Source organism: Janthinobacterium sp. PLB04, assembly GCF_021165895.1.
Lineage (GTDB): Bacteria > Pseudomonadota > Gammaproteobacteria > Burkholderiales > Burkholderiaceae_D > Janthinobacterium > Janthinobacterium lividum.
In genome coordinates this window covers 4,530,548-4,542,989 of sequence record NZ_CP088968.1, presented here as the reverse complement: position 1 = coordinate 4,542,989, position 12,442 = coordinate 4,530,548, and the positions used below count along the sequence as shown (strand labels likewise).

12 protein-coding genes are annotated in these 12,442 nt (G+C 64.1%); all 12 read left to right on the top strand.

Annotated features, from left to right (window positions below; translation table 11 throughout):
* Positions 1–5: 5 nt before the first annotated feature.
* The 12 genes from alr to LSO07_RS19945 all read left to right on the top strand — a co-directional run bounded on the left by alr (position 6) and on the right by LSO07_RS19945 (position 12,426).
* Entirely contained in the window at positions 6–1,124 is a 1,119-nt protein-coding gene (gene alr / locus LSO07_RS20005) for an alanine racemase (RefSeq protein ID WP_225317362.1), read from the top strand.
* Between the two features lie 88 nt (positions 1,125–1,212).
* Positions 1,213–1,770, top strand: coding sequence for an NADPH-dependent FMN reductase (locus LSO07_RS20000; protein WP_070280283.1), 558 nt, complete (start codon positions 1,213–1,215; stop codon positions 1,768–1,770).
* 166 nt (positions 1,771–1,936) lie between these two features.
* Positions 1,937–3,487 (top strand): sensor domain-containing diguanylate cyclase, encoded by a 1,551-nt coding sequence (locus LSO07_RS19995; RefSeq protein WP_231772992.1) that lies wholly within the window; start codon positions 1,937–1,939, stop codon positions 3,485–3,487.
* Between the two features lie 135 nt (positions 3,488–3,622).
* A complete protein-coding gene (locus LSO07_RS19990) occupies positions 3,623–4,159 on the top strand; it encodes a hypothetical protein (RefSeq protein WP_151096384.1) in 537 nt (178 codons plus the stop codon).
* A 41-nt stretch (positions 4,160–4,200) separates the two neighbouring features.
* Positions 4,201–4,626, top strand: a complete 426-nt coding sequence (locus LSO07_RS19985) for a hypothetical protein (protein ID WP_151096383.1) — start codon at positions 4,201–4,203, stop codon at positions 4,624–4,626.
* A 120-nt stretch (positions 4,627–4,746) separates the two neighbouring features.
* Positions 4,747–5,088, top strand: a complete 342-nt coding sequence (locus LSO07_RS19980; protein WP_151096382.1) for a hypothetical protein — start codon at positions 4,747–4,749, stop codon at positions 5,086–5,088.
* A gap of 1 nt (position 5,089) precedes the next feature.
* Complete coding sequence (locus LSO07_RS19975; protein WP_225317361.1) at positions 5,090–6,448, top strand: TolC family protein; 1,359 nt, start codon at positions 5,090–5,092, stop codon at positions 6,446–6,448.
* A 2-nt stretch (positions 6,449–6,450) separates the two neighbouring features.
* Positions 6,451–7,833: a multicopper oxidase family protein gene (locus LSO07_RS19970; protein WP_151096380.1), complete on the top strand. Its 1,383-nt coding sequence runs from the start codon at positions 6,451–6,453 to the stop codon at positions 7,831–7,833.
* A gap of 183 nt (positions 7,834–8,016) precedes the next feature.
* The gene (locus tag LSO07_RS28405) at positions 8,017–9,672 is read left to right on the top strand and encodes a methyl-accepting chemotaxis protein (protein WP_151096379.1); all 1,656 of its coding nucleotides are present in this window, start codon (positions 8,017–8,019) and stop codon (positions 9,670–9,672) included.
* Between the two features lie 76 nt (positions 9,673–9,748).
* Complete coding sequence (locus tag LSO07_RS19955; protein WP_225317360.1) at positions 9,749–10,516, top strand: transporter; 768 nt, start codon at positions 9,749–9,751, stop codon at positions 10,514–10,516.
* A gap of 92 nt (positions 10,517–10,608) precedes the next feature.
* Entirely contained in the window at positions 10,609–11,112 is a 504-nt protein-coding gene (locus LSO07_RS19950) for a hypothetical protein (protein WP_151096378.1), read from the top strand.
* 15 nt (positions 11,113–11,127) lie between these two features.
* Positions 11,128–12,426, top strand: coding sequence for an NAD(P)/FAD-dependent oxidoreductase (locus LSO07_RS19945; protein ID WP_034783085.1), 1,299 nt, complete (start codon positions 11,128–11,130; stop codon positions 12,424–12,426).
* Positions 12,427–12,442 lie beyond the last annotated feature (16 nt).

The following is a 12,442-nucleotide window of genomic DNA, read 5'->3' as shown; positions in this document are numbered from 1 at the left end:
CCAGCATGCCTCCGAAAGAGCGTAGCGGCGCCATCCTGACGGTGGACCTCGACGCCGTGCGCGCCAACTACCGCTTGTTGCGCGACAAGGCGCATCCTGCCGCCTGCTCGGCCGTCGTGAAGTCCGACGCGTATGGCCTGGGCGCCGCGCAAGTGGGCGCGGCCCTGTATGAAGAAGGTTGCCGCCATTTCTTCGTGGCCCACCTGGAAGAGGGGATCAGCCTGCGCCCGCATGTGGCGCCGGATGCGGACATCTTCGTGCTGCACGGCCCGCCCGTCGGCACGGAGGGCGAATTCACGGCCCACGGCTTGACGCCCGTGCTCAACAGCGCGCCCCAGGTGGCCGGCTGGCGCGCGCATGCGAAGGCGCTGGGCACCACACTGGACGCCATCGTGCAGGTCGACACGGGTATGTCGCGCATGGGCCTGTCGCCGCAGGAAATCGACGCCTGGCTGCTGGACCCGCATTTTCTCGACGGCATCAAGGTGCGCTACATCATGAGCCACCTGGCTTGCGCCGACGAGCGCAGCAACCCCATGAATGGCGAGCAGTTGGCCCGTTTCACCGCCATCCGTGCCCTTCTGCCGCAGTACCGCGCCAGCCTGGCCAATTCCTCGGGCATCTTTTTATCACCCGATTTCCACTTTGATCTGGTGCGTCCCGGTGCGGCCCTGTATGGCATCGGGCCGCAGGGCGGCGAACCGAATCCCCTGCGCTCCGTGGTGCGCCTGCAAGGCAAGGTCATGCAGACGCGCACGATTGCCGCCGGCGACCACGTGGGCTACAGCCGCCGCTACACGGCCAGCGAACCGCGCCAGGTGGCCACTGTTTCCGTCGGCTACGCCGATGGCTGGCTGCGCAGCATGAGCAACCAGGGCCTGGCCATCGTCGATGGCGTGAAAGTGCCGCAGATCGGCGCCATCTCGATGGATTCCATCACGCTCGACGTGAGCGCCATCGCCGGCGACCGCGTCGCGCCGGGCAGCCTGGTCGACCTGATCTGCGCCGAACATCCGGTCGACGCGGTGGCGGCCATGGCCAATACCATCGGCTATGAGGTGCTGACCAACCTGGGCGGACGCTATTACCGCGAGTATCGAGGCTTGGCTGGCGGCGCACGCTAAGCAGCGCAAAACCGATGATTGTGTGGCAAGATAGCCCCGGTGTGAACTCCACTCCGGGGCTTCTTTTTAATCATCATCGGGGATTTATATGAGTCAATATAACGTTGCTATCATCGTCGGCAGCCTGCGCAAGGATTCCTTCAACCGCAAACTGGCGGATGCGCTCGTCAAGCTGGCGCCGCCCGAGTTTTCCTTCAAACACATCGAAATTGGCGACTTGCCGCTGTACAACCAGGATGACGATGGCGCGCAGTCCGAGCAGGTGCTGCGCCTGAAATCGGATATTTCTGCATCGCAAGCCTTGCTCTTCCTCACCCCCGAATACAACCGCTCGATCCCCGGCGTGCTGAAAAACGCCCTCGACCACGGCTCGCGTCCGTATGGTCAGAGCGTGTGGGGCGGCAAGCCGGGCGCAGTGCTCGGCGTTTCCGTGGGCGCCACGGGCACGGCGCTGGCGCAGCAGCATTTGCGCAATGTGCTCGCTTACCTGGACGTGCCGCTGCTGGGACAACCGGAAATGTTCATCCAGGCCAAGGAAGGCCTGTTCGACGAGCATGGCGGCATCGGCCCGGCCAGCCTCGGTTTCTTCCAGGGCTGGATGCAGCGCTACACGGACTGGGTCCGCAAGCACGCCATCCACGCTTGACGCATATCAAGGCGGCAGCGCTCTGCGTTGCCGCTTGTACACATTCTTTGACCATGGATGCCAACATTTCAATATTGGCACGGGTGTCTCGGTATAATGCGCCCTTTCTTTAGCGCAATACTTTCCGATTTTTTGCCGACCCATGTGGACTAAACCTGTTCTGCGCATGAATTTGCGCCGTTTGATCGTGCTCGTGGCCTTCGCCAGCGCCCTGGTGTCCCTGGCCAATACCTTCTATGCCAGCTACAGCGTGCAGCGCCAGTTGCTGATCGATACCACGCTGGAAGCGAACCACGCCTACGCGAGCAAACTGGCCAGCACGGCCGAGGATTTCCTGCAGTCGGCGCGCCAGCAACTGGCCTACAGCGCCGGCAGCCTGCCATCGCGCATGGGTGACGAGCACTGGCTGACGGACGAGGCGCAGCGCCTGCGCCTGCAAACGAACAGCTTCAATTCCGTGCTCATCGTCGATGCCCAGGGCAAGGTGCTGGGCGTGTCGCCGGAAACCCTGGCCTTGAAGAACCGCACGCTCGATTCGGCCGGTGCCGTGCAGGCGCTGCGCGAACGGCGCCCGCTGGTGACGCAGCCGTACGTGTCCTCGGCCGGCAACCTGGTGGTCTTCATTTCGCATCCCATCCTGGGCAAGGATGGCCGCTACCTGGGCTATGTGGGCGGCAGCATCTACCTGAAACAGAAAAACATCCTGTACACCATGCTGGGGCAGCATTACTACCGCGACGGTTCCTACCTGTACGTGGTCGACCAGAGCCGGCGCCTGCTGTACCACCCGGACCCCGAGCGCCTGGGCGACGTGGCCGGCAGCAATGAAGTCATCGATGCCATCATCGCGCAGCAGGGCGGCGGCAACCGGCGCATGCACAACAGCCTGGGCGTGGACATGCTGGCCGGCTACGCCATCATGCCGTCGACGGGCTGGGGCATCGTGGCGCAGCGCCCCACGGCCATGACCCTGGCCCCGCTGAACCAGCTGATGGCCAACACGGTATGGCATTCCCTGCCGATTGCCTTGCTGAGCCTGCCATTCATCTGGTGGCTGGCCAGCCTGATTTCGCGGCCCCTGGTGCAGCTGGCCGAGGGCGCGCGGCGCATGGATGCGCCCGGCACTGCCGAGCACATCGCCGCCATCCGCTCCTGGTACGTGGAGGCGGCGCAGATCAAGAAAGCCCTGCTGAAGGGCCTGGCGCTGTTGCAGAACAAGATCGGCAAGTTGAAGACCGACGTGCAGACGGACCCGCTGACGGGGCTGTCGAACCGGCGCGGCATGGCGGCGGCGCTGGATGCGTGGCAGGCACAGGCGCGGCCGTTTTCCGTCATCGCCATCGATATCGACCATTTCAAGCAAGTCAACGACCAGTGGGGCCATGCCGTGGGCGACGAAGTCATCCTGCGCCTGGCGCAGCTGATGCGCGCCTGTTCGCGCGATGCCGACGTACTGTGCCGTAATGGCGGCGATGAATTCATCATGCTGCTGCCCGATGCCGACCTCGACGTGGCCATGCAGGTGGCCGAGCGCTTGCGCGCCAAGGTGGCCGCCGCCGTGATTCCCGGCGCGGGCTTTGTTACGGTATCGCTGGGCGTCGTATCGTCGGAACAGGAGGCGAGCAATACGGACGCCGTGCTGCGCGCCGCCGATGCGGCCCTGTACGTGGCCAAGGAAAATGGGCGCAATTGCGTGGGCATCACGGAGCCCGCCTGACAGGCGGGCCGTGCGGCATGAACTGATACGCTGTTTTCTGTTGCATCTGAGCCTGTTCCGTTTTCCTGCCAGCGCTTACCATATAGCCCTGATGAGGTACAACGAGGATAACGGACATGGCAGGGTTGGATGTTGATGACGTTTGAGCAAGAACTTGGTATCCGCTGCGACGTCAATGGGCGGCCACACCCGCTGGCCTTCCTCGGATGCCGCGGACTTAACTATGGCCAGCACAGCGTGCTGCCGCTGCACCCATTTCGCCTGAGCGTGCCGGAAACGGCGCTGGCGGGCCTGCTTGACGAGCCGTTCAACAGTTTTATCCAGACTTGCCGCGAAGACGACCTGCTGGACGAGGAAAGCGACTTGCCCGAGCTGATGCAGGCCGGCTATCCCGACATCACGGCCATGCTGGCGGGCCACCGGCCGCTGCTGGCCGAAATGTTGTACGACTTCATGATCAGCGATTTGATGGACGCGATCGGGCGCGCCAGCGGCTACCGGCCCCTGCGCGCACGCTACTGGGGTGATGTCGAGGCGGCAGATGCCCGCGCGTATTTCACCGTCAATGAAGTGCAAAAAGTGTCTTTTGCCGATGGCCAGGCCATCTTCGAAGGGCAGGGCTACTACGGCATCTATGTCATCTGGCTGACGCACGGCTACCGGCGCAAATAGGGGCTTGACCTTCCTCATGTGGGAAGGTTTATAGTGGCGCCATGAACCGTGCCTTTTTCCGCTTTCTCGCCCGCTCGCTGCTCTGGCTGCTGGCCGTCACGCTGCCCATGCAGGGCTTTGCGTCGGCCATGCGCAGCTGCTGCGTGGACGAGCTGGCGGTCGCCGTCACGGTCGCCGTCGAGGCCATGCAGGCACCCCAGTGCCATGACATGGGCGACATGGCCGGCATGCACATGCAGGACCAGCCGATGACAATGGCCATGGACGATGGCGGCGCCACACACCACGGCCACGATTGCAGCAACCATGGCGCGTGTACGGTGGGCGCCACGGCGCCGCCCGGCATGCCCGCCTTGCACGCCTTGACCCTGCGCGCGCCGCCTCCCGCGCTGGCGCCCGATTCCCTGTTCGCCGGGCATATCCCGCCTGGTCCCGAACGTCCCCCGAGAAGCACGCGCTCCGCCTGACCGCCCGTTGAACCTGGCGGTGCCGCCGTCGCACGTCCCAGCATCTTGAGCCTTGCACCGGCCGCGCCAGCGTTCCAGTCGCGCGCCCGCCGCGCCACACCCTGTCATTCAAGGAATACCATGAAACACCTGTTCAGCCTCGCGCTGGCTGTACTGCCGCTGGCCGCCGCAGCGCAATCCCCGTCCGCCCCGCAAGAGGCGCAGGCATCCGTGCCGGCCACCACTTACCGCTCCGCCTTCCTCGGCTACCGTCCCGCCGCCGAGGACGAGGCCACACCCGACCAGGCCTGGCGCGCCGTCAACGAGAAAGTCGGCAAGGCCGGCGGCCACATGGGCATGATGAAGATGGACGGCCACAAGATGGATGGCCACAAGATGGAGGGGCACAAGATGCCGATGGATAAGCCGGGTCCCAAGCCGGATGCCCAGCCCGCCCCGCAACACCAGCATGAAGGACACTGACATGGCCCGCTTCACAAAATCAACTTGCCTGACGCCGCTGGCGCTGGCGGCAATCTTGCTGCTGAGCGGCTGCGCCAGCTTCAGCCAGGATGGCGGCATGCAGGCGGTGTCCGCGCTGGCCGACGCCCGCACGGGCGCTCCCGCGGCGCTGGCCGACAAGGGCGGCGAGGAAAAATTGGCTGCCCTGCTGGCCCAGCCTCTGGATGCCGACAGCGCCGTGCGCATCGCCCTGATGAACAACCACGGCATGAAGGTGGCGCTGGCCGAACTGGGCGCGTCCGAAGCGGACCTGGTGCAGGCGGGGCGCTTGCGCAATCCCGGCCTGTCGTTCGGCCGCTCGCATGGCAGTCACGGCAATGAAATCGACCGCGGCGTCAGCTTCGACCTGGCCGGCCTGCTGACCATGCCGATGCGCGTCAACATCGAGCGGGGCCGTTTCGAGCAATCCAAGCTGCAGGCCGCCAATAGCGCCGTGCAACTGGCGTCGGACACGCGCCGCGCCTACTTCAATGCCGTGGCCGCCGTGCAGACGGAAGCTTTCATGCAGCGGGCGCTGCTGTCGGCCGAGGCGGGCGCCGAACTGGCCACGCGCTTGCAGCAGGCGGGCAACTGGAGCCGCCTCGACCAGGCGCGCCAGCAAGTGTTTTATGCGGACGCCGTCGGCGACCTGGCCCGCGCGCGCCACCAGGCCACGGCCACGCGCGAGCACCTGACGCGCTTGCTGGGCCTGTGGGGCAAGCAAACGGCCTTCACCTTGCCGTCGCGCTTGCCCGATTTGCCGGCCAAGCCAGCCGAGGCGGGCAATATCGAGGCGCAGGCGATGGAGCAGCGCCTCGACGTGCAGATGAGCAAACTCGACGCGCATGCCACGGCCGACGCGCTGGGTCTGGCCAAGGTGACAGGATTCGTCAACGTGCTCGACGTGGGCTATAGCAACAAGAGCAGCAGCGAGGCGCCGCGCGAAAATGGCTATGAAGTCTCGCTGGAATTGCCCCTGTTCGACTGGGGCTCGGCGCGCAATGCCAAGGCGCAAGCGTTGTATGAGCAGTCGCTGCAGCGCACGGCGGGCACGGCCGTACGGGCCCGCTCGGAAGTGCGCGAGGCTTATTCGAGCTACCGCACGGCCTATGACCTGGCGCGCCACTACCGCGATGAAGTTGTGCCGCTGCGCAAGACGATCTCGCATGAAGTATTGCTGCGTTACAACGGCATGCTGGCCAGCGTGTTCGAACTGCTGGCCGATGCGCGCGAACAGGTTGCCAGCGTCAACAGTGCCATCGAGACCCAGCGCGATTTCTGGATTGCGCAAACCGAACTGCAAGGCGCCATCAATGGCAGCGGCCCAGCCAACAAGGAATAATGATGATTACACGTAGAAACTTTTTCATGAACGCGGGCGCTGTCGCCCTGAGTGCCGCCGCAGTCAGCAGAGTCGGTGCGGCATCGTTGCCGGAAGCCGTCAGCATGGCTGGCGCCAACACCAAGGCGCCGCCACCGCCGCCGAACGGGCGTCCATACAACCCCGTCGTCACCCTGAATGGCTGGTCCTTGCCCTGGCGCATGAACAACAATGTCAAGGAATTCCATCTGGTGGCCGAACCCGTCGTGCGCGAACTGGCGCCCGGCATGATGGCCAACCTGTGGGGCTACAACGGCCAGTCGCCAGGGCCCACCATCGAAGTGGTGGAGGGCGACCGCGTGCGTATCTTTGTCACCAATAAATTGCCGGAGCACACCAGTGTGCACTGGCATGGCCAGCGCTTGCCCAACGGCATGGATGGCGTCACGGGCCTGACCCAGCCAGGCATCGCCCCGGGCAAGACCTTCGTTTATGAATTCGTCGCCAAGCGGCCCGGCACCTTCATGTACCACCCGCATGCCGATGAAATGACGCAGATGGCCATGGGCATGATGGGTTTTTGGGTGACGCACCCGAAAGACCCGAATTTCATGAAGGTGGACCGCGATTTCGTCTTCTTGCTCAGCAACTACGACATCGATCCTGGCAGCTACACGCCGAAGATCATGACCATGACGGATTTCAACCTGTTCACGTTCAACAGCCGCGTCTTCCCCGGCATCGACCCCATGGTCGTGCGCCAGGGCGACAAGGTGCGCGTGCGCGTGGGCAATCTGACCATGACGAACCACCCGATCCACATGCATGGCCATGAATTCGAGGTGACGGGCACGGATGGCGGCTGGACGCGCCCCGAATCGCGCTGGCCCGAAGTGACGACGGACGTGGCCGTGGGCCAGATGCGCGCCGTGGAATTCACGGCCACGGACCTGGGCGACTGGGCTTTCCACTGCCACAAGTCGCACCACACGATGAATGCCATGGGGCATGACGTGCCCACCATGATCGGCGTCGACCACCAGGGCGTGGCCGCAAAGATCAACCAGCTCGTGCCCGGCTACATGGTGATGGGCGAGCGGGGCATGGCCGACATGGGCGAGATGCAGATGCCGATCCCCGACAATACCTTGCCGATGATGGCGGGCGACGGCCCCTTCGGCGCCATCGGCATGGGCGGCATGTTTACCACAGTCAAGGTGCGCAAGGACCAGAAACCGGGCGACTACCGCGACCCGGGCTGGTACAAGCACCCGGCCGGCAGCGTGGCCTATGAGTGGACTGGCGCCTTGCCGGAACCCGTGCGCGGCCAGGGTGCGGGCAAGCAAGTGGTGAAAGGCGGCGTCGAGATGACGGTGCGTAAACCTGGCACCCACTCGGGCCATTAACGCGGGCAATCAGGTACCGTCCTGAACGGCTTGCCTAGCATGGCAAGCCGTTTCGTGTGTTGCTATAAATCAATGAATTGTTGTTTGGTGACAATCCGAGCATTTTTTTCCGTGTTTTTTCTTTATATTCAAGCCAGTACGCTCCAGTTACATCGAGTATCGGCCAGTCTTATGGGAGAAATCATGTTGAACCGGATGAAGGTGGGAACGCGTTTGCTGACGGCTTTTTTTTGCGTTGCGCTAATGGGGGCCATCGTGGCCGGCATCGGTATCTTCAACATGGGCAAGATCGATACCATGGCGGGGCAGATGTACAACCATGAATTGCTGGGCTTGTCGTACATCAAGGAAGCCAATATCGCCTTGATCAAGGTGGGCCGCGCGCGCAGCAATTTCTTGCTGGCGACGACCGCCGAGGAACGCGCCACGCGCCAGGCCGATATCGCCAAATTTCTCGATTCAAACAGGGCCTATCTTGCCAAGGCCCAGCCGCTATTCGTCACGCCGGCCGCCAAGGAACTGTTTGCCCGCTTTGCCGCCGTCGAAGCCGAGTACGTCGTCACCATGCAGCAGGCGCTCACGCTGGCCGCGGCCGAACCGCTGGCCCAGCGCAGCGTGCAGCTGATCGAATTGCTCAACAAGACGCGCCTGCATGCCGATGAGCTCGACGGTGTGCTCGACAAATTATCATTGCAGAAAGAAGAGCGCGCCAAGGCCGCTTCCGAGCAAGCCTCGGGCGTGTACCAGGCCAGCCGCAGTTTCATGATCGCGCTGGTGCTGGGCAGCGTGGCCGCCGGCCTGGCGCTGGGTGCGCTGATCACGCGCGGACTGACGCGCCAGCTGGGCGGCGAACCGGCGTATGCCGTCAAGATCGCCGGCGCCATCGCCGAGGGCGACCTCACCGTGGATATCCGCACGGCCAGCCACGACAGCGCCAGCCTGTTGTTTGCCATGAAAACCATGCGCGACAAGCTGGTGGGCATCGTCAGCCAGGTGCGCTCGGGAACGGACACCATCAACACGGCCTCGGGCGAAATCGCCCAGGGCAACCTCGACCTGTCGTCGCGCACGGAAGAGCAGGCCAGTTCGCTGGAAGAAACGGCATCGTCGATGGAACAACTGACGTCGGCCGTGCGGCAGAACGCGGACAATGCGCGCCAGGCGAATGCTCTGGCCGGTGCCGCCTCGGAGGTGGCCGGCAAGGGCGGCGCCGTGGTGGGGCAGGTGGTGCAGACGATGGAATCGATCAATGCGTCCTCGCGCAAGATCGTCGACATCATCAGCGTCATCGACAGCATCGCCTTCCAGACGAATATCCTGGCCTTGAACGCGGCCGTGGAAGCGGCCAGGGCGGGCGAGGAGGGGCGCGGATTTGCCGTCGTGGCATCCGAAGTGCGCAACCTGGCGCAGCGCTCGGCCAGTGCCGCCAAGGAAATCAAGACCCTGATCGGCGACTCCGTCGAGCAGGTGGAGATCGGTTCCAAACTCGTGCATGACGCGGGCAAGACGATGGATGAAGTGGTCGCCAGCGTGCGCCAGGTGGCCGACATCATGCAGGAAATCACGGCCGCCAGCGCCGAGCAAAGCGCCGGCATCGAGCAAGTCAACGAGGCCGTGCTGCAGATGGACCAGGTGACGCAGCAAAACGCGGCCCTGGTGGAGGAGGCGGCGGCCGCCGCCGAATCGCTGCAAGACCAGGCGCACTCCCTGACGGAACTGGTGGGCGTCTTCCGCCTGCATGCCCAGGCCGAGCACATCGCCGTGGCGCCGGCCAGCAACGTCACGCCGCTGCGCCGGCCGGCGCCACCCGCCAGGCAGGGCGTGCGGCGCCTGGCCTGACAACGGCGGGCTGGGCGCAATCGGCGCGGTGGTGGTAGGCTGTCGCTATTGCTCGTTTGCCACTTCCGGGTCTTTCATGCCGTCTTCCTGCTTGCTGTGCTTACCTCTGCTGTTGCTGTCCCTGGCGCCCCTGGCGCAGGCGCAGGACAGCGATCCCGTCCTGCCTTACCGTCCTTCGGTGGCCAGTCCCGCCCAGCTGCCCGTGCCGGGCCAGCTGGAATTCGAGGCCGGCGGCCTGCTGTCGAAAACGGACGACACGCGCCGCGCCAGCCTGCCGTACACGTTCAAACTGGCGTTTACGCCCGAATGGGGCGTGCTGCTGGAAGGCGAGGGCTTCGTGCGCGCGCGCGACGCAACGGGCCGGCGCGAAACGGGCGTGGGCGACACGACGGTCGTGCTCAAGCGGGCCTTTTTGCTCGACAGCGCCACGGCCCTGGGCCTGGAACTGGGCTGGAAGTTGCCGACAGCCAAGGACAGCATCGGCAGCGGCAAGAGCGACGTGTCGCTGAACGGCATTCTCAGCCGCGACCTGGGCGCCGTGCACGTGGATGCCAACCTGAACGCCACGCGCCTGGGGGCATCCGACCCTGGCGCGGGCAGGGTGCAAACGGGCTGGGCGACCTCCTTTTCCACGCCCGTCAGCGACCGCTGGGGCGCCACGGCAGAAGTGTCGGGCACGCGCTTGCGCGGCGCGCCGGCCACGGCCCAGCTCTTGTTGGCCGCCACCTACAGTCCCACGCCGTGGCTGGCCATCGATATCGGCCTGGCGCGCGGTGTGACGGCGGCGTCGCCGGACTGGTCGCTGTTCAGCGGCCTGGTCGTGCCTTTGGGTAAGCTGTGGTGAGATTGCCACGGCTTTCCTTATGTGTCCTTGCGAACAAACAGTTGGTTGTACAAGGTCTACAATTGCGGCATAACTGATAAAAGGAGTGTCCCATGAAAACCCTCATTCTCGCCGCCGTCTTGCTGTCGGCCGCTACCGCTGCCGTCGCCCAGGTTGGCGTCTCCGTCACCGTCGGCCAGCCGGGCTTTTACGGACGCATCGACATAGGCGACTATCCAGCGCCGCAATTGATCTATGCCCAGCCCATCATCGTGCAGCGCCCGCAATACTATTCGGCGCGCCCCATTTATCTGCGCGTGCCGCCCGGCCATGCGAAAAACTGGTCGAAGCACTGCCGCAAGTATAATGCCTGTAACCAAGAGGTATATTTCGTCCAGGATAGTTGGTATAACAACCAATATGTGCCCCGTTACCGCCAGCAGCATGGCGACCATGGCCGTCCCGATTACGGTGACCGCGGCCGTCATGACAACAAGCATGACAAGCACTTTGACAAGCGTGATGACAAGCGCGACAAGCATGACAACAAGCATGACAACAAACCGGGCAAGGGCCATGGCAATGGTCACGGCAATGGCAACGGGCACAGGGATTAACACGCAGGAGGATCTTTGCACAGTAAAATCGTTATCGTAGGGGGAGGAGCAGGCGGCCTGGAGCTGGCCTGCAAACTCAGCCGCAAGCTCGGCGCCGGCCAGGTCACGCTGGTCGACAGCCGGCTGTACCATATCTGGAAGCCTTCGCTGCATGAAGTGGCGGCCGGTACCCTGGACATTCATCAAGAGGGCCTGTCGTACCAGATGCTGGCGCATGACAATGGTTTTACCTATGTCTATGGTCCTTTGATCGGGCTCGACGCCGCGTCGAACAGCCTCACCGTGGGCGCCATCGCCACCGACAAGGATGAGCAGCTCTTGCCGCAGCGCACTGTCAGCTACGACCAGCTGGTGCTGGCCGTGGGCAGCACCTCGAATTATTTCGGCGTGCCTGGCGCCCAGGAAAACACGATTTCCCTGAATGCCACGGAAGATGCCGAACGTTTCCGGTTGACCCTGCTGAAACTGCTGGCCATGGCCGAGCAGCGCCAGGGCGACGCGGGCCACCCCGGTGTCGACATCGTCATCATCGGCGGCGGCGCCACGGGCGTGGAACTGGCGGCCGAATTGCGCGAAGCGAGCGGCGTGTATGCGGCGTATGGCTTCCAGAATCTCAATGCCATCAAGGATGTGCGCATCACCCTGCTCGAAGGGGCGCCACGCATCCTGGCGCCGCTGCCCGAGCGCGTGTCCATCGCCGCCTCGAAACTGCTGCATAAACATGGCATCACGGTGGTGACCGACACGCGCGTCACCACGATCGAAGCCGACAAGGTGACGGTGGCCAGCGGCACCAGCTATGCGGCCGACATCTGCGTGTGGGCCGCCGGCATCCGCGCGCCGGAATTCCTGTCCACGCTGGGGCTGCCGACCAACCGCGCCGGCCAGCTGGAAGTGACGGGCATGCTCAATGTGCAGGGCCACGCGAATATTTTCGCGCTCGGCGACTGTGCCGCCTGCACGGGACCGGATGGCAAGCTGGTGCCCCCGCGCGCCCAGGCGGCCCACCAGCAAGCCGATTACCTGCTGAAAACGTTCCTGCTGCAAGCCAAGGGCAAACCGCCGCAAACGAAGCCGTATGAATATCTGGACTACGGTTCGCTCGTATCGTTTGGCCGCACCACCTCGGTCGGCACCCTGATGGGTTCCCTGAAGGGCCTGAGCTGGTTCGTCGAGGGGTTTGTCGCGCGCATGATGTATGTCAGCCTGCACCTGATGCACCACAATGCCGTGCTGGGCAGCGTGCGCACGGCCGTCATGGCCATGGGCCGTTTCCTGATCAAGCGCAGCACGCCGCAGGTCAAGCTGCACTAAGCCGTTGCTATCCCAT